A 22,374-nucleotide genomic window follows, 5' to 3' on the forward strand; every position below is an offset into this window, starting at 1 on the left:
ATCATCCAAGTGGGTGACGAAGGAACGCGGAGTACGCGCCGGTAACATGATGTTCAAGCTGGCGTTCGATATCAGCCAGAAGGCTGGATGCGCCGATCCGGAAGAGATCTGGTTCCAGCCAATCGCGGCCGAGTTCTTCCTTCATCAGGAATTGATAGTTCAGCACATCTTTGGCGGTGGAGATGCCACCGGCAGGTTTGTAGCCAACTTTGATGCCCGTGCGTTCCTCATACGCTCGTATACAGCGCAGCATTGTCAGTGAGACAGCTAGGGTGGCGTTGATGCCTTCTTTGCCGGTTGAGGTTTTTATGAAGTCTGCCCCAGCCATCATGCAAACAAGAGATGCGCGAGCAACGTTGCGCAGTGTTTTGATATCGCCGGTGGCAAGGATAGCCTTCACGTGCGCGTCGCCGCAGGCTTCGCGGTACTCCCTCATTTCATCATAAAGCGCTTGCCAGTTACCCGTCAGCACATGCTCTCGAGTGATAACAATGTCGATTTCTTCGGCGCCATCAGCGACCGATTCTTTGATCTCTTGAACTTTCAGATGATGCGGTGAAAGGCCTGCCGGGAAACCGGTTGAAACGGCGGCGACAGGAATCCCGGTTCCCTTCAAAGCGTCTACAGCCGTTGCAACAAAACGGTGATAAACGCACACAGCCCCGGTCGTGAGGATCCGGTCCGTCATACCAATTGCTTCAAGTAGGTCGGGCCTTACAGGACGAGCCGCTTTGGCGCACAACCGCCGCACACGACCTTCGGTGTCATCGCCATTGAGTGTTGTGAGATCAATGCACGTCAAAGCCTTTAGCAGCCATGCCGCTTGGGCGTCTTTCTTAACTGTGCGACGACCTGGTAGCGTGGCTACACGGCGCTCGGTGGCCGAAAGATTGACCCGCACATCCCTCACCCAACCAAGATCAAGCTCCATCGCCTCATTGCGTTGATGGTGCGTTGTGTTGTGGCCCAACTGAGCCTTGGGCGCGATGGGGGTGACATTGGATGTCATCAGCTTTACCCGCTGTTTGTCATGGACCACCGGTTCGTGGTGAATACCCTGCTTAGCATGGCAAAATCATCTGGGGCCAGCGTTGAGGAACGCTTGTCGTCACTTGGTTTTGTTTTTTGGAAGGTTGATGAATGCACACGCCAACATCACTCCCAGACGGTACCGTTTTTGCCCGCACTGAATGCTGTGAGGTCGGTATTGATCCGTCCGTCGGAAACATTCCGCGCCTTGTTTTTCACTGGCAAGGAAAGAGTTGGGAGCCACTGCATCGTGCGCCATGGGTTGAGGATAACACGTTTTCCGAAGATATGCCCCTGGTTGATCGCAAGCTAAGCGGTGATTTTGTTTGTGCCCCATTCGGGATGAGCGATGTTGAGGTTTCGCCGCCACACGGTTGGACTAGCAACAGTGCATGGAGCTTGGTTAGCAACGACTCTAACGGTGTTCGCTTCACACTCGATAGAACCATTCTCGGCGCCCGCCTCACTAAGCATGTCCGCCCTGGCCCAGATGCGCCCCTACTCTATCAGGTGCACACGATTGAAGGAGGGGTTGGGTGCCTCACCTTTGCGCACCATCCGATGATGCGTGTCGCCGGTGGCGCGCGCCTGTTCACTTCGCCCAAACGCTTGGCTGTGACGCCAGACGCACCGATTGTTGCGGGTCGCCATGCACTCCAAAGCGGCGTCGCGATTGCTGATCATACCGTTGTTCCGGCGACCCGCGGAGGAACCATCGATGTGACGCGGTTGCCGATTGCAGACAGCGATGAGGATTTTGTTGCTTTGGTCGAAGCTGAACAATCGGAACTGGGTTGGACTGCGGTTATCCGCGAGGCTTTTGACGATATTGTTTTCGTGTTGAAAGACCCGTCCGTTCTGCCCCTCACGATGATTTGGCACTCCAACGGTGGTCGTGACGACGCTCCGTGGAGCGGCCGCCACCGAGGTGTTCTTGGCATCGAGGATGGCATCGCTGCAGGGGCGGCTGGCCACAAAGCTGCGCTTGGTGAGACGGTGTTTTCCAAATCCGGTGTGCCAACTGCTTTAAGTTTGGCCGAAGGTAAGACGCACCGTGTTGCTCATGTGATTGGCGCGGTGCCACGCCCCGCCGGTTGGGATATAGTCACCAACATAAAAATTGATGGTGACATCCTCTCAATCCATGAGGCGAAAGGTGAAACACTGAAGATGCCGTTTGGTGCTAACTTTTTTGGTCGTCTGGCTTAGGCCGTTTGGGTGCTGTTTTGTTGGTTTCCAACCGCGCGTCTGAAAAGACCCATGGGCCGCGCACGCCCGGAATACCATCGGGGGCGATCCGCAAGCCTCTATCAGCGATTTGTTTGTCTTCAAGCGCCTCGCCAACTGTGTTGATTGGGCCTGCCGGAACGGTTGCTTGTTCCAACAATGCCAGCAAACCATCTGATGAATGTTCGCGTGTCGCTCGCCTCATGCAGTCAATGAGAGCTGTTCGGTTGGCGACACGTGCCGCGTTTGTCGAGAAACGCTCATCATCAGGCAGGCCTTGAAGACCGAGAACGATGCAACATCGCGCAAACTGATCATCATTGCCGACAGCGATATTTATGTGACCATCCTTGGTTTCGAAAGTCTGGTACGGAGCGATGTTGGGATGAGCATTCCCTAGCCGACCCGGGCTAATGCCACTTGCCAGATAGTTCATTGTTTGGTTGGCTAGCAGGGCGACGGAGCAATCGAAAAGAGACATGTCGATGTGCTGGCCCCGCCCCGTGCGGTGGCGCTGTTCAACAGCTGCTAAGATCCCCATGCCGCTGTAGAGCCCGGTGACCAGATCAGAGATGGCAACACCCGTTTTTTGCGGTCCGCCACCTTCCTCACCGGTGATAGACATCAGGCCTGACATGCCCTGAATCATGAAATCGTATCCAGCCCTTTGGGCGTAGGGTCCAGTTTGCCCAAAGCCTGTGATTGAACAGTAGATGAGGCGCCGATTGCGTTTGGATAAGCTCTCATAGTCGAGGCCGAATTTGGCCAGTGTGCCGACTTTGAAGTTTTCAATCACGATGTCGGCGCTGTCGATCAGGTCGAGCACCGTTTGCTTGCCAGCATCTGTTTTGAAGTCGGCAAAAACCGATGTTTTTCCCCGATTGCAGGCATAGTAGTAAGCCGCTGAAGTATCATCATCTTGCTGGATAAACGGAGGGCCCCATGCGCGCGTATCATCACCTTTGGGCCCTTCCACCTTGATGACTTCTGCCCCAAGGTCAGCCAACGCCTGACCAGCCCACGGCCCCGCCAAAATCCGAGCCAATTCAATAACTTTTAGGCCTTTGAGCGGTGCGGAGGCTTCCAGCATAGACAGATCCAAACAGTTGCGGGTCTGGCCGAACTTTTCTGCCAAACCAAAAACAAAAAAGCCCGCCGATCTGGCGGGCTTTCGATAATGGCGGGCACGGAGGGATTCGAACCCTCGATACGGCTCAACACCGTATACTCCCTTAGCAGGGGAGCGCCTTCAGCCACTCGGCCACGTGCCCATTCGCCGTCGCTTGTCAAACGGGAACGGCACTTTGTCAACCACGAGATCGCGGGTTCTGTGACCGATAAATGGCTAGCAGCTTAGAAGCCGCCGCAACGCTTCACGATTGCGTTGTAGTAGTAGAAATCGGGCGAGCCTGGCTCAACACGATTGCGCATTTCACGGGCGAACTGAAGTTCAGTCAAGCGCTCCTGTTCTGCGCGCAAGCGCTGTTCGTTGAATTTCGCGAAAGCCTGTTCGATACCGAAAGTGATGGCTTTGATCATTGGCATGGGGTTCGATCCTTAAGATGTGAATTCCGTCGGGGGGTGACGAAACGCATCTAAGCGTGTTCCTGCCCGATGAGGAGCCCTAAGAAATCAAAACAGCTATGCAATTTGTGCAGAGCAGCATTAACGGCATTTTAGCTTTGCGCACTGCCGCCCTGCCGGACTTGAAAATCAACAGCCACATGGTCGAGGCCGTGTATCAGCGTTTGTCTGCCAGGAAGCTGCGTGCCGAGGCAAGCGCTTGAGCCAGTTGAGTTTTTGAAAGCTCGCCAGCGATTTCCTCGCGATAGGTTTTCGCAGCTTGCTTACCGCGCAGGCATGCAAGGTTGAACCATTTGTGTGCTGCAACAAGATCGATCGCGACTGAACGACCGGTTGCATACATCATGCCCAGGTCGAAGAACAAGTCGCCCTCGTCGGCGCGCTGACCAAGATAGCCAGCCTCGAATTCGTTGAGTGCTAAACGTGCCATTTTGTGTGCCTCCCATTGGCTTAAGTGGCCGTGACGTCCCCAAAACGTCGATGGAAGGGAGTATGGCGATCGGGTTTGAATCGGTCGCTAAAATTTGCCCTTAATTGAAAGCAAACCCGATCTTTATGTTCTGCTAACGCTGGTCAGCCTGGTAACCATCCAGAGCCCCGCAATAACGGGCATTGTAAAGGCAATTTTTGGCTCGCCTTTACTTTTTTCGACGTGCTTTTTTTACGCTTCATCAAGCATGGCGAGCATTGCAGCTGCACCAGATTGTTCAGCTTCGCCTGGTGAATCTTCGATTGCGATCTTGGTTACAACACCATCGACAATCAATGCGGCGTAGCGTTGGGAGCGGATGCCCATGCCGAAAGCCGTGGCGTCCAGCACCATGTCGGCGGCCTTCGTGAAGGCGGCGCTGCCATCGGCAAGGAAAAGCACCGCGTCACCTATTTTTGCAGCTTCTTTCCAGGCCTTCATCACGTGAACGTCGTTGACGCCGAGAACTGCAATCGTATCGACACCTTTTGCTTTGATCGCGTCAGCATGTTCGACATAGCCAGGAAGATGATTGCTGTTGCATGTGGGTGTGAAGGCGCCGGGCACGGCAAACAAAACAACCTTCTTCCCGCCGAACAGTGCATCTTTGCTCATTTCCTCAGGGCCGGCGTCGGTAATAGCGGCGAGAGGGACATCAGGTAGGGGTTGGCCAACGGTAAGCGGCATAGCAGTCTCCAGGTTCAGTGTTTGTTGTTCGACATGTAAGGCAATGGAAGGTCAGAACCAGAGCTAGCGACTGCAAAATTATGGGAGCTGTGTTTGTCCGCAATTGTCGTTTGTGAACACTTGCATAGGAGAGCTGGGTTCAATGACTGTAATGCAGGTAATGGGTGTCTCCCATTGCCACTCACCCCTCAGGCCCTCTGTGTCTTCCGCTTGATTGTCATTGGCGTGTAAAAGCACGTGCCGACCAAGGGTATCCTCAACGATGGCAAAGCTACCTGGCTCGCTTTGTTTGTCCTGGATGAGAGCAATTTCGGTATGCTGGTGCAGCAGCGCTACGTCCGCAAGAGGTTGAACACCTGACGCCAAACTTTCTTGCAAGGCAAAAACTTGGGCCATGGTGACTGCTGGTTCCGCCACCAGATCAATCATTGATGCGGATAGCTCGACGGTCTCCGGCAGGCAAAGCTCAGCGCAAAGCCCAAGGTTTAATGAGAGATGGACATCGATAGGCTGCCCTTCGTTTTCGGTACGAATGATCACAGGCCATAGTGTTGCCGTGCCATAGCCGATTGATGTTCCCTCGCCTTCTTGGAACAAGGATGGTTTGGGGAAATGCACCGTTGCGGACGCCACATTCTCGCTTGCTTGCCAGTCAAAATCTGGCGCCAGCCCAAAGCGACCCGGCAGGCGCCAATAGGTTTTCCAACCCTCGTTGAGATCGATTGATAGGAACACAACATGCTCGCCCTCACCCAGCGAAATTGCATCGGAAAGCAGCACCTCGGCCATGGATGGAGCCGCGCTTAAGCTTATGGTGGCGCCTTCCAGAGCAACTGATGTACGTGTCTCGTTGGCGACAGCCGCCATCGGCGCTATGCAGCATAACACGCTCATCACAGCGCTCAGAAAACTGGTTGTGCTCTTCGATTTGCGCTGGCCTTTGTGTCCTGGAGAGGCGATCAATGGCGTGTTCCACAGCACCCTGGTTTATCTAGGTGCTGCCCCTTTTTTGTCTTTAAGTATCGAGTCCGAACATGGATGAGTTTCCAAGCCTTGCCGGTCAAGTGCTGATTGCTATGCCGTCCATCGGCGATGAGCGGTTTGAGCGCACCGTCATCTATCTTTGTGTTCATGATGAGCACGGAGCGATGGGTGTGGTTGTGAATCGGCCAACGTCTGACCAAACGGTTGGCGATATTCTTGATGAGTTGGGTCTGGCAGCTGACCCTGAGACAAATGATATGGCACCGCTGGGTGAGCATCAGTCCACGCGGCTAGAAGGCCGCGTTTTGCTTGGTGGCCCGGTTGAAAAAACACGCGGCTTTGTGTTGCATTCACCTGATGTGCTTGAGCGTGATGGTACGGTTGCCGTGACCGATGATGTGCATTTGAGCACCAAGATGGATGTGTTGCGCGATATCAGTTTGGGCCACGGCCCAAAACACTTTTTGATTGCACTGGGCTTTGCCAACTGGGGTGAAGGTCAGCTCGACCAAGAAATGCTGCAAAATGCCTGGCTGGCGGCACCCATGGGCGCAAAAGCTTTGTTTGAAACGCCGCCAGAGCTGCACTACGCGGCCAGTCTGTCCAACCTTGGTGTCGATATGAACAAGCTCTCGCCGGTGGCCGGTCGAGGCTAACTCGTTTGTTTGCCTGACCGACCAGTAAGCGCGATGCCTATTTGGCACGTTGGTTGAAAAGCACCTTTTTATCGTCGTCGGACATGGGTTTGCGCCACTCAGCGCCCACAGCCAGGCCGCGCTCAACGGCAGGGCGTGCCATCATCGTGTCGATCCAGCGACCCACATTGGGAAACTCTTTGATATCCATTTGTTGGCGTTCCCAGCCACGTGCCCAACCGATGCACGCCATATCAGCAATCGAATAATCCCCAGTGATGTAGTCTTTTCCATCCAACTGTTTGTTGAGAACCCCATACAGTCGATGTGTTTCATCGGTGTAGCGTTTTTTGGCGTAAGGCACCTCTTCCGGCGCATAGGTGTTGAAGTGATGGTTTTGACCGAGCATTGGGCCAAATCCGCCCATCTGCCACATCAACCATTCTTCTGTTCTCACCCGGCCTCGCTCATCGGCAGGATAGAAAGCGCCAAACTTGCGACCGAGGTATTGGAGGATTGCGCCCGACTCAAAAACAGAGATTGACTGCCCATCTGGCCCTTCGGGATCAATGATCGCCGGCATACGGTTGTTGGGCGAGAAGGCCAAAAACTCTGGCTTGAACTGGTCACCCTTGCCGATGTTGATTGGGTGAACACTGTAGGGAATATCCAGCTCTTCCAGATAAATAGATACCTTGAAGCCATTTGGAGTTGGCCAGAAGTAAAGGTCGATAGGTTTGGTTTGGGTCGCCATGACGCCATCCTTAGAGTTGTTCGGTAAGCGGTGATTTTGGGCCACACTGCTTTGAAGCGGCCCCACCAGGAGATGGCATCAATCTATGTATCTGCGAACGAATGAAAAGGCTGCTTTGGGAAGATTGGTGCCCTCACTCACAAAGCTGTGATCGTGATCTTTAGGACAGGTCGACTGACTGTAAGGATTTGCTGACCTTTTTTCTTGATTTTGATTGGGCTGTTTTTGGAGTGGTTCTGCTTGGAACTTGGATCCGCTTTGTCTGCCCCTCTCTCTTCACCGCCCAGCCGATCAGCTGGCGCGGGGTTCGGTGCTGCGGAAAACAAGCCTCTAGAGAAAGCAGAGAAGCCAACACAGCCCGGTGCTACGTCCTCCACAGGCGAACCGCTTTCTAAGGAGCAGGAGGCGCAGGTTCGCGATCTCAAGAAACGCGATGCTGAAGTCAAAGCACACGAGCAGGCGCACGCCGCTGTTGGTGGAGCTTATGCCAGTGCTCCGAAATACACGTACACGCGTGGTCCAGATGGGAAAAAATATGCTGTGGGTGGAGAGGTCCAGATTGATACCTCTCCTGAGCGCACACCTGATGCCACCATTCGCAAGATGGACATTGTTATCCGTGCTGCGCTTGCCCCGGCTGAGCCCTCCTCACAGGACCGAGCGGTAGCTCGCCAGGCGCAACAACAGCGTTTGGAAGCGCAACAACAACTTGCCCAACAACAGGCTGATGAGCGCAAATCTGGCGCGCCTGAAAAAGGTGAAAGCGCTGATGCCGTTGGAATTGACTCAGGTATCCTTGCTCAGATCATAAGCCAAGCCGAGGGCGACGCTGGATCGACAGGAGAAATCAGCGCTTCAAGCGCCGCCAGCGCGGCAGCTGCCTACCAATCCAATGCAGGGCTGGCTGCCCAACTCTTTGGAGGAGCAAGCTAGGTACTGGTTAGCTGGGCTCTTCTAATGTTGCGACTGAGAAGAGCACGCTGAACTGCTCACACCAAATGACCACGGATCCAAACTGGCTAACATCGACGTCGTCGGGAATGGTGTAGGTCTGGTCGCCAATATTACCCTTGAGTTGGCCGAGCGAAACCCATTCGCTAGCGAGCACGGCACCTGAAGAAAACGGGGTATCGTCAGCCACAAGCCATACTTCAAGGTCAGGGCCGTTGGTGACCTCAAACTCCGTGAAGCGCATGAGGTGGGAGCCGGTGGCCGTTTGCAACAGCAACGCGTTGCCAGCGCCTTGATGCGCCCGATCGGCATCTTGGAAGGCGCCTAGGCTAATCACCGATACCATCAATTCATCGGGCAGCGCCTCAGAGACGACTTGGTCGATCCAAAGGGGCGAGAAGAGGTACCAAAACGCGTTGCCAGCAAGAAAGCCGACCACAAAGACCGGTAAGGCAATTTTGAGGAAACGCATCATGGTCTCTATCCTTCTGTGACACCTAGCTTTTCACGCACGAGAGCTTGAACTGCTTGAGGATTGGCTTTCCCGCCTGTGGCTTTCATCACCTGACCAACAAACCAACCAGCCAGGTTGGGTTTGGCCTTGGCTTGTTCTACCTTATCAGGGTTCGCGGCGATGACCTCATCCACAGCTGCTTCAATCGCTCCGGTATCGGTGACTTGCTTCATGCCGCGGTCCTCAACGATCTGGCGCGGTTCACCACCTTCAGACCAGACGATCTCAAAGAGGTCCTTGGCGATTTTACCGGAGATGGTTTTCTCACCAATTAGATCAATGATTGCGCCCAGTTGGTTGGCGTTTACTGGGCTATCGGAGATTGCCATGCCTTCCTTGTTCAGGCGACCAAAGAGCTCATTGATGGTCCAGTTGGCGGCAAGTTTCCCGTCGCGGCCCTTTGCAACCTGATCAAAGAAATCGGCGCGTTCTTTTTCAGCGACCAGCACCGAAGCATCGTAGGGCGTGATCCCATAGTCGTCGATGAACCGCTGTTTGATTTGATCCGGTAACTCTGGCAGATCGGCTGCTAATGCATCAACAAACGCTTGATCAAACTCCAGGGGTAGGAGATCAGGGTCTGGGAAATAACGGTAGTCGTGCGCCTCTTCCTTCGACCGCATGGAGCGGGTTTCACCCTTCACAGAGTCAAAAAGACGTGTTTCCTGGTCGATGGAACCACCATCCTCAAGGATCGCAATCTGGCGACGGGCCTCATACTCGATGGCCTGCACCGCAAAGCGCATTGAGTTCACGTTCTTAATCTCGCAACGCGTGCCCAATGGTTCGCCAGCGCGACGGACCGACACGTTGATGTCGGCGCGCATCGACCCTTCTTCCATGTTGCCGTCGCAGGTGCCAAGATACCGTAGGATCGAGCGCAGTTTGGTGAGATAAGCACGCGCTTCTTCAGATGAGCGTATGTCTGGCTTGGAAACGATCTCCATCAGCGCAACACCTGACCGATTGAGGTCGACAAAGCTCATAGTTGGGTGCTGGTCATGCAGTGACTTGCCAGCATCTTGTTCCAGGTGCAGACGTTCAATGCCGACGTCGAACGACGTGCCATCAACCAAGTCCACTGTTACAACGCCCTCCCCGACAATCGGGTCGAGAAACTGTGATATCTGATAGCCTTGCGGCAGATCAGGATAAAAATAGTTTTTGCGGTCAAAAACGGAGCGCTTGTTGATCTGAGCTTTAAGGCCAAGACCGGTTCTCACAGCCTGCTTCACGCACTCTTCGTTGATGACCGGCAACATGCCGGGCATGGCAGCGTCGACCAGCGAAACATTGGTGTTGGGCGCAGACCCGAACTGCGTTGATGCTCCAGAGAACAATTTGGATTCACTTGTTACCTGTGCGTGCACTTCCAGCCCGATGATGAGTTCCCAGTCGCCGGTGGCGCCAGGGATAAACTTCGCCGGATCAGCTTGGCGCATTTCGGTGTAGTTGGCGGGCTGGTTCATGGGTGTCTCTCTGGCAAGGGAATAGGGCTTGTGTTGCCGATACAAAGATTACGTGCGGATGCTCTTAGCCCAGCGCTTCAATGCGTAAAAGCCGATAGCGCCAACGGCGAAGCAACAGGCAACAATTAGCAAGGAGCCGTTGGCTTCGTTATCTCCGCGGCTGGCGTTGACAGCAACCAAGAGGATCAAAAGTGCCGACGCCACAGCCATCAGTATCGCAAGCATGCCAGCAAAGACATCAAGCAGCATTTTGGAAAGTGGCATTGTCGTCATGAGGCAGGTTCATGCGATGGATCGCCCATTTTCTTGTCCTCGCGATGGATGGCAAGGTCGATCATGGTGCGCCAAAGCTTCTCCGTCAGATCAGGGTCAAAGCCAACACCTTCAGCTTGCGCCCGCGCATTCGCGACGACCTCTTCAACACGTTCATGCACACGGGCGGGCATAGCCAACGCCGGTTTCAAGTCGGCGGCACGATCAATGAACGCAAAGCGCTCTGCGATGAGAGAGACGATCATGGGGTCAAGTGTATCGATGCCAACCCGAACCTCTGCCATGGAGGCAGCTTTGGAGGCATCAGGCCGTGATAGCTGCTTCCCCAGCAGTGCCTTGGGATAGGTGATATCAGGCAACGAAACCGAAGGCGCTGTGTGCACGTTCAGCAGCGCATAGCCTTGTACGCGGTAGAAGTTGCTTGCGCGGGTGTTTTGGGCATGGGTCGTCAGCCATGAACAGCTAAAACCCCATTGCTTGATCTGTGCTTCACATGCCGCCAACAAAATAGCGCCAATGCCTTTGCCCTGGTGGGCAGGCTCAACCCAGACATCGCTGATCTCATCAGAGCGTCCTTCAGTGGCAGCAAAGCCAACAAGAGCACCATCTTGTTCGGCCACGATGATCTGATCAACGGCAGCCGTAACAAAGCGCTTGAAAGCCTGATGAAGTTCAGCCTCACGTCCGCTGAATTCGGCCAGTTTTCCAATTGAGGTCGCGTATGCTGTTGTGGCCAGTTTGACCAAAGCATCGACTTCGCCTGGGTCTCCTGGCCGTAGTGAGATGGATGGAAGCTTGCTCACGGGCCCACTACCACCATTTTGTCGGTGCGAAGTGTCCGGCTTGTTTTTCGATCACTGAGCCGAGTGTGAACAGCGTTTCTTCGTCAAATGGTCGCCCAATGAGTTGCAACCCCAGCGGCAATCCATCTTTGCTCAGACCAGCTGGCACCGACATGCCTGGCAAGCCAGCCATATTGACCGTCACCGTGAAGATGTCATTGAGATACATCTCAATAGGTGAGGCTGTTGCCATCTCGTTGACGCCGAAGGCTGCACTCGGCGTGGTCGGTGTCAGAATAGCATCCACGCCATCGGCATAGACCTTTTCAAAGTCTTGTTTGATGAGCGTGCGCACGCGCTGCGCCTGCTTGTAGTAGGCATCGTAATAGCCCGCTGAAAGCACATACGTGCCGATCATGATACGGCGTTGCACTTCCTGGCCAAAGCCGGACGCGCGGGTGTTCTCGTAGAGCGCTTGAATATCCTCGCCTGGCTCACGCTTCCCGTAGCGCACTCCATCATAGCGCGCGAGGTTGGAAGAAGCTTCAGCTGGCGCGACAATGTAATAGGCTGGCAAGGCATATTTTGTATGAGGTAGCGAGATGTCGCGAATCTCAGCACCGGCTTCGCGCATCCAGGCAATACCAGTCTGCCAAAGCTCTTCAATTTCCGCTGGCATGCCATCCATCCGGTACTCTTTGGGGATGCCGATGGTTTTGCCAGCAATCGAGCCGCCCAACGCCTGTTCGTAGTCTGGCACGGGAATGTCCACACTGGTGGTGTCCTTGGTGTCCACCGATGCCATGCTTTTCAATAGGATGGCTGCATCACGAACATCGCGTGTGATGGGACCCGCCTGATCGAGCGATGAGGCAAATGCCACAACGCCCCAGCGCGAACAGCGCCCATAGGTTGGTTTCACGCCAACCGTACCGGTGAAAGCCGCTGGCTGACGGATCGAGCCACCGGTGTCGGTTGCAGTGGCGCCGGCACACAACCAAGCAGCAACGGCGGCGGCCGAGCCACCAGATGACCCACCTGGAACCAAGTCTGCGTTGGAACCTGTCGAGCGCCAAGGGTTCACCACTGGTCCGTAAGCTGACGTCTCGTTTGATGAGCCCATCGCAAACTCATCCATGTTGAGTTTGCCAAGCATCACCGCGCCGTCATCCCAAAGGTTTTGCGTGACGGTGGACTCATAGCGTGGCTTGAAATCATGCAAGATGCCGCTAGCAGCCTGCGTGTGCACGCCCTTGGTTGCAAAAAGATCTTTAATGCCCAAAGGAATGCCTTCCAACGCACCGCCCTCACCCTTTGCGAGTTTGGCATCGCTAGCAGCGGCCATTGCGCGGGCTTGGTCCGGCGTCTCTACAATGTAGGCGTTCAGCTTATCGTTCGCTGCCTCAATTGCCCCAAGATACGCATCGGTCAGCTCTCGTGCCGTGAAAGCTTTGTCGCGCAATCCGTCACGCGCTTGCGAAATTGTAAGGGTCGTCAATTCTGTCATCGTACCAGTCTTTTCAAAGTATTTGCGGCAGGCTGCATGCGCTATTCGACGACACGCGGCACCATGAAGAAACCGTCTTCACTGGCCGGCGCATTGGCAACGACGTCTTCTGATATGTTACCGTCCGTCACAGCATCTGCACGCAATCGCATCTTGGTGGCGACTACAGATGTCATGGGCTCCACCCCGTCTGTTTTGACCTCGTTGAGTTGTTCGACGAAAGCCAAGATGGCGTTAAGCTCTTCGCGCATTGGTTCGATGCGCTCGTCCTCAAGACGAATACGGGCAAGGTGTGCGATGCGACGCACGGTATCGCTGTCTACACTCAATGTGGGTAAACCTTGTTCAGGCATAGACCACTTGGGCCTGTGCTCAGCTGCAGGAAAATGCTTGCTGGGTGATAGCGCGCGACCTCAATGGGTTCAAGCAAGGTTGAAGTGGTGATACGTCACAGGAACGACGCACGCGAAGCGAACAATACTTCAACCAGCGTCCTCATCCCAATACGAAACAAAAAGAAAAGGGCAAACCGTAATGCCACACACTCAACACTCCACACTTCAAACCCGTAGTGCCAGTGAAGCCGTCGATGCACTGACTGAACTTTACAACGACGAAACCGCGCGACTGCGCGAGGCTTTTTACGAGCATATGGGAGCTTTGGGTGGGGGTAATGGCGGCATGCGGTCTGGCCATGGAAAGGTCCGCGGTTTCTACCCCTTTGTGCGCCTGGCCACTGAGTCTTATGCGGAAGTTGATTCGCGCCTTGCCTATGGCCACGTGACCCGCCCTGGCCGGCATGAAACCACGGTAACCCAACCAGAACTCTATCGTACCTATCTGCTAGAGCAGATCGACGCGCTCATTGAGAACCACGACGTGCCGGTTGAGGTCGGTCTGTCCGATACCCCAATCCCGATCCATTTTGCTTTTCCTGACGGCATGGTTTTCGAGGGCGATGGAACGCTTGAAGATGATAGGCCGCTTCGTGACTATTTTGATGTTCCCGATCTGGGCATCACCGACGACGCGATTGTGAATGGGGTTGCCCCCTCCCTGCAGAACGAGCCTTTTCCACTGGCGCTGTTCACGGCACCGCGCACCGACTATTCGCTCTACCGTCTAAAGCACTATACGGCGACACCGCCTGAAGCGTTTCAAAACTTCGTTCTTTACACGAACTATCAGTTTTACATTGATGAATTTATTGAATTTTCGAAACGTGAGCTTGCCAATCCAGACAGTGCTTATTCGCATTTTGTTGAGCCAGGAGGACGAGCCAGTTTCAACGTTCGCATAGGGCGTGATCCTGAGGGCGAGTTAGCAGCTCGTACACCGCAAATGCCAGCCTATCACCTGTGCTCGGGTGAGCATGAAGGTATTAGTATCGTCAACATTGGGGTTGGCCCTTCCAATGCAAAGACAATCACAGACCATGTGGCCGTGTTGCGTTCGCATGCTTGGCTCATGCTGGGCCACTGCGCGGGTTTGCGAAATTCCCAGCGCCTGGGCGACTACGTACTTGCGCACGGCTATGTGCGAGAGGACCATGTTTTGGATGCTGATTTGCCACCTTGGGTCCCGATTCCCCCGCTGGCTGAAGTTCAGGTGGCCCTGGAGCAAGCGGTCGCTGAAATCACAAACCTGTCTGGGTATGAACTCAAACGCATTATGCGAACAGGCACAGTGGCAACCATCGACAACCGCAATTGGGAGCTGCGCGACTTTCTTGAACCGGTTGAGCGTTTCTCTCAATCCAGGGCTATCGCGCTCGACATGGAATCGGCCACCATCGCCGCCAACGGGTTCCGCTTTCGTGTGCCTTACGGAACGCTTCTTTGCGTGTCTGACAAACCCTTACACGGTGAATTGAAACTGCCGGGTATGGCGAGTGCCTTTTACAAAACCCAGGTCAATCAGCATTTGCAGATCGGCATTCGCACCATGGAGCTTTTGCGGTCAATGCCCAGTGAGCGATTGCATTCGCGCAAGTTGCGCAGCTTCTCTGAATCGGCGTTCCAGTAAGTGGCCGCACCAGAACAGCTGTTTGATGCGCACGTGTTTGCTGCTGCCATTGGTGGTAGCGGCACGTTGCTTGGCCTGGATCCTGGGACCAAAACCATTGGCGTTGCGATCAGCGATGTTGATCGGACCCTGGCAAGTCCCCTTACAACCATTCGGCGTTCCAAATTTCACCGAGATGCAGGGACGCTGGTTGATATCATTGCGCGCGAGGTCGTGTGCGGGTTGGTTATCGGCATGCCGTTCAACATGGACGGCACGGCGGGACCACGAGCGCAATCCGTTCGCGCGTTTCGTCGTGCTCTTGCCGAGTACATCGATCTCCCGATGCTGTTTTGGGATGAACGCCTTTCTAGCGACGTCGCCAGTGAAACGTTGCGCGATGCAGGCAAGACCAACAGGCAACGCGAAGCCATGATTGATGCAGCAGCAGCAGCTCACATTCTTGGCGATTGCTTGGTTCACCTGCGAGACATCACGAATCAGTAAGCATTCCGATTTACTCTAGCTGCCAGCACGGCGCGTCTTTGCCGCGCCCCCGATGTGTAGGTGTGTACGGGAAAAGAAGAATGAGCGGATTGTCGTTGGCCGACATGCGCCGGATTGGTGCTGAACGCAATCAGACCAGCGGGTTGGAACGGCCTGCCAAACCAAGTCTTTTGTCAAAGTTGCCGTTTGCGCGCAGCGACGACCCACCCTCATCCAGTCGGCCGAAGAAGTCGCCCGTGGACCGTCTGTCGAAGAACGACAGGCATGTCGCGGGACGTGCTGAGGCGGTGGAAGATGCGACATCGTCAAGCATGCTCGTCACACCAACAGCAAGCGTGGCCGACACGCAACGAGCCTCGATCACACATGCAGAGACCTTGAAGCCATTGCAGCAGAACACGCTGCGCCATGCTGCAGTTGGAGGTGGTGCGGGGGTTGCACTTGGCCTAGCTGCTTCTGGCACACCTATCGCGCTACCTGCCGGTGCTCTGGTTGGCGCACTGGCTGGCAATATGGTTGGCAAGCGCGCGCAACGCATCGCTACCGACAACGCCAAGACCGTTATCTTGAAACCAAAGCAAGCGCCCAAACTGTTTGAAACGGCGAGGGACGCTTGCGGCTTGGTTGAATGCGCCGAAGGTTCACTGAACATTTCTATTGATCAAAGTGCAGCCGTCCATGCCGTCACAGTTGGCAGTTCTCGCCGGTCCGGCCCTAGAGGGTACCGTGTCAGGATCGGCCTAGCGGTTTTGGTAGGACTTGGAGCTCGGCAGATTGAAGCTTTGGTTGCCCATGCTCTGGTTTGCGCCAAGCTGGCCAATGAAACAGAGGCTGTTGATGGTGAAACCATTCAACGTTTGAATGTGCTAAGCCAGTCCTTGTCTAAACGATCAAGACTTACTCGTCTTTCCAATGTCGATGCTCTTGAGGCCACACACAGCCAAGCTGTCCGCGCTTTTCATATCTCTTGGGAAGAGCGCGCGCGTCAGGCCGATCGTTTGGCAGCTCGTTATGCTGGTCCCCGCGCTCTGGTTGAAGCCTTACTTGCCCAGGCCCTGCTTGCCGCACGATTTTGGCAAGATGCTGTCGATGGCGGTTCCTATGCTCAAAGCCTTCAAGCTTTGAGAAATGGCTATGGTCGTTCGCAACTGGATGGTGCTCTCCATAGCGTAGCGCAGGACGGTCACCCATCAGCCGATGCTGCTGCGATGGGCATGCCAATTGCTCTTTTGGAGCGTGTCGCCAATCTCGACACATCCTGTTCTGTGCCAGTTCTGCCGTCCTTCAATCCAGCTTTTCTTGATCTGCCTCCATCAACCCAAAAAGCTTTGGAAAGGCGCTTGTCGAAGCCTGAAAAGCCACCGAAGGAAAAACAAGGCAAGTTGTCAAAACCCAAGACAAAGGAATTGACGGGCGAGCGAAACGCAAAGCGAGAAAGGGCGTCAAAAGACCAAGGCAGGTCGAAAAGCCTTGTTGGGAAATTGCTTGGGCGCGGTCGTAAAACCAAAGACGTTATGCCTGATCTCGATCCCCATCAGCAGCCTCTCTATAATGCTGATGCTCTCTACAAGAACGATCCAGGGGTTGGGCTTGAAGCCTATCAGGCTCTTGTAGACGCCAATCCACGTTGGTCGCTCGCACGCCTTCGTATGGCCGAGGCCCAGATAGAGATGGGCAACCCTGACTGTGTGGCCAATCTCATGACGTGTGCTGAGAGGTTGCCCAGCGCCTTACCCACCATTTTGGACCGGTTGCAAAGTGCTCTTGCGATGGTGAGCCCTTTGGAGGAGGAGCCTCTACGCCAAGCGGTGGCGAACATGCAGAAGAACGCAAGTGCCATTGCCCAAGAACGTGCAGAGATTGATCTTGAGAAGCTCGGCCCCTGTTCCCTCGATGCTGAAGACCAGGACACGTTGAAAGCGCTTTTCAGTCATTCGGCAGGTTTGCGCGAAGCTTGGGTACTGAATGTCCCTTGCGCTTCAATGCCTGATGTACCCCATCATGCCGTTCTTGGTCTTGCTCCACGTCTTGGTGCTGAGGATGCACAAGCTATGGCCATGACATTGGCTGAGCATGCCGCCGTCACTGGGACGGTGGCCGTGCACATAGAAACGGGTACACCACGCGGCGCCTTGGGCGATACACTGGCAACCTACCCTTCGCTTTGGCGGGCTTCTAACCGTTAAACGAAGTCCCAACATCGAAAAGCTGGGGTCCATTTGCTCAAAGCCTTGCGGCCTCTGAACCCGCGGTCTATGACCCAGCTTTATGACAGCAAGCACCGCCCCCACCGATCGCCCAAGCGCTCCGCGTTTTGGTCATAGGCATTTGCTTGGAATTGAGGGTCTCCAACCCACCGACATATCGGCACTGCTCGATCTCTCGGAAAACGCAATTGAGGTCAGCCGCCAGGTTGAGAAGAAACTCTCGACATTGCGCGGGCGCACGCAAATCAACCTCTTTTTCGAGGCCTCAACGCGCACCCAATCCTCTTTTGAACTTGCGGGAAAGCGATTGGGCGCTGACGTGATGAACATGTCGGTTGCCTCTTCCTCCGTGAAGAAGGGCGAAACACTGGTTGATACGGCGGCGACGCTCAATGCCATGCGACCTGATATCATTGTCGTGCGGCATCATGCGGCCGGCGCCGTTCAGTTGCTGGCACGTAAAGTTGGCTGTTCGGTTATCAACGCCGGTGATGGCGCCCATGAACACCCAACACAGGCTTTGTTGGATGCACTGACAATCCGGCGTCACAAAGGTAGTCTGCAAGGTCTTATCGTCGCTATCTGCGGAGATGTTCTGCACTCTCGTGTTGCACGGTCAAATCTGCTCTTGCTGCATGCTATGGGCGCTCGCGTCAGACTTTGCGGTCCCTCAACGCTGATGCCCGCAGGGGTTGAGCGATTGGGTTGCGATGTTTTTCGATCCATGAAGGATGCACTTGATGGTGCCGATGTCGTGATGATGCTGCGCCTGCAACGCGAGCGCATGCATGCGGCATTGATCCCCTCAACGCGTGAATACTTTCGCTACTATGGCCTAGACGCCGCCAAGCTTGCCTATGCCAAACCCGATGCATTGGTGATGCACCCTGGGCCAATGAACCGTGGCGTTGAGATTGACCCAGAGGTGGCCGAGAGCACGCAAAGCGTGATCAATGAGCAGGTTGAGATGGGCGTTGCTGTACGTATGGCCGTTCTTGATGCGCTGGCCCACCATCTTCCAAATGGCGATGCAGCACCTGGATCGTCGGAGCGGTAGAGATGGCGGTACGTCCAACCAAGATAAGCAATGTCCGGGTGATTGACCCTTCGCGTACCCTGGATGCTCCAGGCGCGATCTTGATGATTGATGGGCGCATCATTGCGGCGGGTCCAGATGCCATATCCACCGCTGAGCCCGATGGCTGTCTGTCCATTGATGGGCGCGGTGCTGTTGCGTGTGCTGGACTGGTCGACATGCAAGTGCGTGTTGGTGAGCCTGGTGCTGAGCACGTGGAAACTCTTGCATCAGCAAGCCAGGCAGCCGCTGCGGGCGGAGTCACGAGCCTTGGCGTCATGCCAGACACCGATCCGGTGATTGACGATGCCGCACTGGTTGATTTCTTGATGCGTCGGGCGCGCGACACCGCAACCGTGCACATCCACCCCATTGCTGCTTTGACAAAGGGGCTTGCTGGCCAAGAAATGGCTGAGATTGGTCTGCTTCAAGAAGCTGGAGCTGTTGCGTTTTCCAACGGCCGCCACCCTGTGGCCAGCGCAGCTATTATGCGCCACGCTCTTACCTATGCACGTGATTTCGGCGCGTTGGTTATCCATCACCCGGAAGATCCCGATCTTCGTGGCGCGGGTGTAATGCATGAAGGGGAGACCGCAACACGTTACGGCTTACCGGGTATTCCCGTGGAAGCTGAGCTCATCATGCTCGACCGTGATATTCGTTTGGCGCAATTAACCGGCGGGCGGTATCATGCGGCGCAGATATCATGCGCAAAGAGCGTTGAGACCGTCAGGCGCGCCAAAGCGTCGGGTGTAAAGATGACCGTCGGCGTTTCGGTTAATCACCTTTCACTCAATGAGATCGACATTGGTATGTGGCGCAGCTTTTTGAAGCTATCGCCACCTCTTCGTACAGAAGATGATCGCCAAGCTCTGATTGAAGGCGTTGCGGATGGCACGATCGATGTGATCGTCTCTGACCACGACCCTCAAGACGTGGAGCGCAAGCGTCATCCTTTTGCCGAGGCTCATGATGGCGCCATTGGTCTGGAGACACTGCTTTCGGCTGCTTTACGGCTGGTGCACAATGACCATCTGACACTGATGCAATTGGTGGATAAGCTTTCAACAACGCCAGCACGTATTTTGGGATTGAATGCTGGGACACTCAAACCAGGCGCGCCGGCTGATGTGGTTCTTTTTGATCCCAATGAGCCTTGGGTTCTTGATCGTCACACACTCTATTCACGATCAAAGAACACGCCGTTTGAGGATGCACGTTTTTCCGGGCGTGTTCAGCTCACTTTCGTCGGCGGCAGGAAAATTGCCGAACGCCGTGATGACGGCAGCATTGATGTTGCCGCCTGATAGAAGAGCGCGCTAGCTTACCAACAAATATCGAGCGCCTACTAGCATAAGGTTCACTATGCCTGATCCAATCAATTTGGCTGCCTCTGCCCCGTACTTTCTGGCGGCTTTTTTGTTTGGTTACCTGCTTGGAAGTATTCCGTTTGGGCTGCTGTTGGCCAAGCTTGCAGGCCTTGGTGATGTGCGTTCCATAGGCTCTGGCAATATCGGCGCAACCAATGTGTTGCGAACAGGCCGCAAAGATGTGGCTGCCGCCACTCTGTTGCTTGATGCAGGCAAAGGCTTTGCCGCGGTTCTGATTGCCTCGCAGTTTGGCCCTGGCACAGCAGCGCTCGCGGCCATCGGTGCTCTAGTTGGGCACTGTTATCCTGTTTGGCTCAAGTTCAAAGGTGGCAAAGGCGTTGCGACGTTCTTGGGCGTGGTGTTGGCCTTGTCCTGGCCCCACGCATTGCTCTTTGCGGTCGTATGGTTGGTTTTGGCTTTCGCCCTACGCTATTCCTCCCTGGCTGCTTTGGTTGCAACGCTGTGTGTACCATTGGCCGCCTTCCTCTTCCCCGAAGGATCCTTCTTTGGGGCGTTTGCCATTGGTGAAGTGACCGCCATTATGGTGCTGATCATATGGTGGAAACACCGCGCTAATATAGCGCGATTGATGCGAGGTGAAGAAAGCAAGATTGGTGGCTCGAAGGCGCAAAGCGAGACATAGATGGCTGAGGGTTGGCCGACACTTTCGGATGCCCAACGCCTGGCCTGGCTTCGCCTGATCCGAACGCCTCGCATCGGCCCTGCCCTTTTTCAAGATCTGTTGAACGTCTACGGCAGTGCTCAGAGTGCCCTTGATGCACTACCGCATATGAGCGCCCGGCGCGGAATTTCCTTTCAGCCTGCGCCATTGGCCGACATCGAGCGCGAGATAGCCGAGGCCGAGCGCATTGGTGCACGTTTTGTAGCAAGTGGCGAACAAGGCTATCCGCGGGCATTGTCGCACTCCCCACGACCGCCGCCCGTTCTGTGCGCGATGATGTCGTCGGCCGACATTGCGTCAAAGCCATGTGTGGCTCTTGTTGGCGCTCGCAATGCGTCCGCTGGTGGTTTGACGCTGGCCAAGCGTATGGCAGCTGAGCTGGGCGATGCAGGCCTTGCGGTGGTTTCAGGCCTTGCTCGAGGTGTCGATGCTGCTGCCCATTTGGGGGCATTGGAAACGGGCACCTTAGCGTTTACAGCCGGTGGGTTGGCTCGCCCCTACCCGCCTGAACATGCCGATTTGATGGCGCAAATCGTTGAAAGTGGTGCAGTCTACTCTGAGATGCCTCTTACCTGGGTTGCGCGCGCTCAAGACTTCCCTAAGCGCAATCGCTTGGTAGCTGGCTCCTCGCTCGCAGTTGTGGTGGTGGAGGCTGCCAAGCGCTCGGGTTCACTTATCACCGCTCGTCAGGCCGGCGAGCTTGGGCGGTTGGTCATGGCGGTCCCAGGGTTCCCGCTCGATCCGCGCAGTGATGGTCCCAACAGTCTGATTCGTGATGGTGCAACGCTGGTAACCGGTGCCGCCGATGTTTTAGAGGATGTCTCGCCAATGCTTGCTCGCCCGGCCAGTTGGGATGCATCCAACCCGTCGGCTGAGGTCGGCAAGGGCCAGTTACCGCTTCTAAAAGAGGAAGAGCTCAGTTCGTTAGGCTACACACCAACTGACGCAGATGCCGAATCGTTGATCGAGCAAGCTATGGGTTTTTCTCCCGTTTCAGCTGATGCGCTGATTGAAAGCACGGGCGTGCCCACCGCACAGGTACGTGTGTGGCTCGTCGAGAACGAGCTCATTGGTCGAATCGTTCGCTCGCCCGGTGACCGGTTCGCATGGAACCCTGACGCCGCAAGCTAGCTACGCTGCAGTGACCATCAGCGGCGACAAACATCTATCTAAGCCGCACGTTTTAGGTTGTGCCATTCTCGCGAACATCATCATTGGCTTGTTCGCGGGCCATTGCGATCATGAGGCCGAGAACTTCCAGCCGGTTTTGAAGCGCAAGGTTTTCAAGGGGTTCCAACATCTCAGCTATGTACTCAGCGATATCGTATGCGCTCGCCTTGGCGTTTGACGGGTAGTCATCATCGTCAGACGATGCCAGTCGCAAAGGAAACGTAAGAAGGTTGTTCGTTTCCTTATCTTGGCTCTGAGCAGCACCGTCGGTGTCTTGGTCATCGTAAAACTGAGACATGTCAGTAGGTTTCCGCACTACTTAACCTTTCACAAAGCCACAAAACGATTGCTATCAAATACTATTATAAGTTGTATTTCTATATTGTCATCTCAATTTACTCGCAAAAGTTGTATCGCTAGATTTTTATGACCGAAGCTGATTGTGGGCTCGAAAGAGAGCCAGCTTCCAGAAAGCAGCTGCGGTTGTCGGGGTC

Annotated in this window: 24 protein-coding genes and 1 tRNA gene; 10 read left to right on the forward strand and 15 right to left on the reverse strand. The window is 55.0% G+C overall.

Annotation, left to right across the window (positions count from 1 at the left end; translation table 11 throughout):
* Nucleotide 1: 1 nt before the first annotated feature.
* Nucleotides 2-931 (reverse strand): deoxyribose-phosphate aldolase, encoded by a 930-nt coding sequence (deoC, locus tag ABWH92_RS13730; protein ID WP_375574251.1) that lies wholly within the window; start codon nt 929-931, stop codon nt 2-4.
* Nucleotides 932-1,140: 209 nt separating this feature from the next.
* Here deoC and ABWH92_RS13735 point away from each other — a divergent pair, with 209 nt between their 5' ends.
* Nucleotides 1,141-2,238: a hypothetical protein gene (locus ABWH92_RS13735; RefSeq protein WP_375569257.1), complete on the forward strand. Its 1,098-nt coding sequence runs from the start codon at nt 1,141-1,143 to the stop codon at nt 2,236-2,238.
* On the opposite strand, the gene ABWH92_RS13740 is transcribed toward ABWH92_RS13735, so the two are convergent.
* The 6 genes from ABWH92_RS13740 to ABWH92_RS13765 all read right to left on the reverse strand — a co-directional run bounded on the left by ABWH92_RS13740 (nt 2,213) and on the right by ABWH92_RS13765 (nt 5,890).
* Nucleotides 2,213-3,346 carry a CaiB/BaiF CoA transferase family protein gene (locus tag ABWH92_RS13740; protein WP_375569259.1) on the reverse strand — a complete coding sequence of 378 codons (1,134 nt, stop codon included), beginning with the start codon at nt 3,344-3,346 and terminating at the stop codon, nt 2,213-2,215. The two genes, ABWH92_RS13735 and ABWH92_RS13740, sit on opposite strands and share 26 nt — an antisense overlap.
* A gap of 88 nt (nt 3,347-3,434) precedes the next feature.
* A tRNA-Ser gene (locus ABWH92_RS13745) sits at nt 3,435-3,527 on the reverse strand.
* 82 nt (nt 3,528-3,609) lie between these two features.
* Nucleotides 3,610-3,801, reverse strand: a complete 192-nt coding sequence (locus ABWH92_RS13750; protein WP_375569261.1) for a hypothetical protein — start codon at nt 3,799-3,801, stop codon at nt 3,610-3,612.
* Between the two features lie 196 nt (nt 3,802-3,997).
* Nucleotides 3,998-4,270 (reverse strand): SEL1-like repeat protein, encoded by a 273-nt coding sequence (locus ABWH92_RS13755; RefSeq protein ID WP_375569263.1) that lies wholly within the window; start codon nt 4,268-4,270, stop codon nt 3,998-4,000.
* Nucleotides 4,271-4,501: 231 nt separating this feature from the next.
* Nucleotides 4,502-4,996, reverse strand: a complete 495-nt coding sequence (locus ABWH92_RS13760) for a peroxiredoxin (protein ID WP_375569264.1) — start codon at nt 4,994-4,996, stop codon at nt 4,502-4,504.
* A gap of 78 nt (nt 4,997-5,074) precedes the next feature.
* Entirely contained in the window at nt 5,075-5,890 is an 816-nt protein-coding gene (locus ABWH92_RS13765) for a protein-disulfide reductase DsbD domain-containing protein (protein WP_375569265.1), read from the reverse strand.
* A gap of 140 nt (nt 5,891-6,030) precedes the next feature.
* On the opposite strand from ABWH92_RS13765, the gene ABWH92_RS13770 reads away from it, so the two are divergent.
* Nucleotides 6,031-6,636 carry a YqgE/AlgH family protein gene (locus ABWH92_RS13770; protein ID WP_375569266.1) on the forward strand — a complete coding sequence of 202 codons (606 nt, stop codon included), beginning with the start codon at nt 6,031-6,033 and terminating at the stop codon, nt 6,634-6,636.
* A 37-nt stretch (nt 6,637-6,673) separates the two neighbouring features.
* Here ABWH92_RS13770 and ABWH92_RS13775 read toward each other — a convergent pair whose 3' ends face one another.
* Nucleotides 6,674-7,369, reverse strand: coding sequence for a glutathione S-transferase N-terminal domain-containing protein (locus ABWH92_RS13775; protein WP_375569268.1), 696 nt, complete (start codon nt 7,367-7,369; stop codon nt 6,674-6,676).
* Between the two features lie 240 nt (nt 7,370-7,609).
* Here ABWH92_RS13775 and ABWH92_RS13780 point away from each other — a divergent pair, with 240 nt between their 5' ends.
* Nucleotides 7,610-8,302, forward strand: a complete 693-nt coding sequence (locus ABWH92_RS13780; RefSeq protein WP_375569270.1) for a putative metalloprotease CJM1_0395 family protein — start codon at nt 7,610-7,612, stop codon at nt 8,300-8,302.
* A gap of 7 nt (nt 8,303-8,309) precedes the next feature.
* On the opposite strand, the gene ABWH92_RS13785 is transcribed toward ABWH92_RS13780, so the two are convergent.
* The 6 genes from ABWH92_RS13785 to gatC are packed head-to-tail and all read right to left on the reverse strand — an operon-like array spanning nt 8,310 to nt 13,194.
* Nucleotides 8,310-8,795: a DM13 domain-containing protein gene (locus ABWH92_RS13785; RefSeq protein WP_375569272.1), complete on the reverse strand. Its 486-nt coding sequence runs from the start codon at nt 8,793-8,795 to the stop codon at nt 8,310-8,312.
* 5 nt (nt 8,796-8,800) lie between these two features.
* Complete coding sequence (gene gatB / locus ABWH92_RS13790; protein ID WP_375569274.1) at nt 8,801-10,303, reverse strand: Asp-tRNA(Asn)/Glu-tRNA(Gln) amidotransferase subunit GatB; 1,503 nt, start codon at nt 10,301-10,303, stop codon at nt 8,801-8,803.
* Nucleotides 10,304-10,351: 48 nt separating this feature from the next.
* A complete protein-coding gene (locus tag ABWH92_RS13795; protein WP_375569276.1) occupies nt 10,352-10,576 on the reverse strand; it encodes a hypothetical protein in 225 nt (74 codons plus the stop codon).
* Nucleotides 10,573-11,379, reverse strand: coding sequence for a GNAT family N-acetyltransferase (locus ABWH92_RS13800; RefSeq protein ID WP_375569278.1), 807 nt, complete (start codon nt 11,377-11,379; stop codon nt 10,573-10,575). The genes ABWH92_RS13795 and ABWH92_RS13800 overlap by 4 nt, the downstream gene beginning before the upstream one ends.
* Nucleotides 11,380-11,386: 7 nt before the next feature.
* Nucleotides 11,387-12,865: an Asp-tRNA(Asn)/Glu-tRNA(Gln) amidotransferase subunit GatA gene (gene gatA, locus ABWH92_RS13805; RefSeq protein ID WP_375569280.1), complete on the reverse strand. Its 1,479-nt coding sequence runs from the start codon at nt 12,863-12,865 to the stop codon at nt 11,387-11,389.
* Nucleotides 12,866-12,906: 41 nt separating this feature from the next.
* Nucleotides 12,907-13,194 carry an Asp-tRNA(Asn)/Glu-tRNA(Gln) amidotransferase subunit GatC gene (gatC, locus tag ABWH92_RS13810; RefSeq protein ID WP_375569282.1) on the reverse strand — a complete coding sequence of 96 codons (288 nt, stop codon included), beginning with the start codon at nt 13,192-13,194 and terminating at the stop codon, nt 12,907-12,909.
* A gap of 205 nt (nt 13,195-13,399) precedes the next feature.
* On the opposite strand from gatC, the gene ABWH92_RS13815 reads away from it, so the two are divergent.
* From ABWH92_RS13815 to ABWH92_RS13845, 7 genes are all read left to right on the forward strand, one after another.
* Nucleotides 13,400-14,890 carry an AMP nucleosidase gene (locus ABWH92_RS13815; RefSeq protein ID WP_375569284.1) on the forward strand — a complete coding sequence of 497 codons (1,491 nt, stop codon included), beginning with the start codon at nt 13,400-13,402 and terminating at the stop codon, nt 14,888-14,890.
* A complete protein-coding gene (gene ruvX, locus ABWH92_RS13820) occupies nt 14,891-15,376 on the forward strand; it encodes a Holliday junction resolvase RuvX (RefSeq protein ID WP_375569286.1) in 486 nt (161 codons plus the stop codon). It begins immediately after the preceding gene.
* Nucleotides 15,377-15,456: 80 nt separating this feature from the next.
* The gene (locus ABWH92_RS13825; protein ID WP_375569287.1) at nt 15,457-17,562 is read left to right on the forward strand and encodes a hypothetical protein; all 2,106 of its coding nucleotides are present in this window, start codon (nt 15,457-15,459) and stop codon (nt 17,560-17,562) included.
* 82 nt (nt 17,563-17,644) lie between these two features.
* Nucleotides 17,645-18,640 (forward strand): aspartate carbamoyltransferase catalytic subunit, encoded by a 996-nt coding sequence (locus ABWH92_RS13830; RefSeq protein ID WP_375569289.1) that lies wholly within the window; start codon nt 17,645-17,647, stop codon nt 18,638-18,640.
* Nucleotides 18,641-18,642: 2 nt separating this feature from the next.
* Nucleotides 18,643-19,965, forward strand: coding sequence for a dihydroorotase (locus tag ABWH92_RS13835; RefSeq protein ID WP_375569291.1), 1,323 nt, complete (start codon nt 18,643-18,645; stop codon nt 19,963-19,965).
* 58 nt (nt 19,966-20,023) lie between these two features.
* Nucleotides 20,024-20,671, forward strand: a complete 648-nt coding sequence (plsY, locus tag ABWH92_RS13840; RefSeq protein WP_375569292.1) for a glycerol-3-phosphate 1-O-acyltransferase PlsY — start codon at nt 20,024-20,026, stop codon at nt 20,669-20,671.
* Nucleotides 20,672-21,841 carry a DNA-processing protein DprA gene (locus ABWH92_RS13845; protein ID WP_375569294.1) on the forward strand — a complete coding sequence of 390 codons (1,170 nt, stop codon included), beginning with the start codon at nt 20,672-20,674 and terminating at the stop codon, nt 21,839-21,841.
* A gap of 52 nt (nt 21,842-21,893) precedes the next feature.
* Here ABWH92_RS13845 and ABWH92_RS13850 read toward each other — a convergent pair whose 3' ends face one another.
* Nucleotides 21,894-22,178 (reverse strand): hypothetical protein, encoded by a 285-nt coding sequence (locus tag ABWH92_RS13850; protein WP_375569296.1) that lies wholly within the window; start codon nt 22,176-22,178, stop codon nt 21,894-21,896.
* Between the last annotated feature and the right edge of the window lie 196 nt (nt 22,179-22,374).

Origin of the sequence: Ahrensia marina (assembly GCF_042140245.1) — a bacterium.
GTDB lineage: Bacteria > Pseudomonadota > Alphaproteobacteria > Rhizobiales > MH13 > MH13.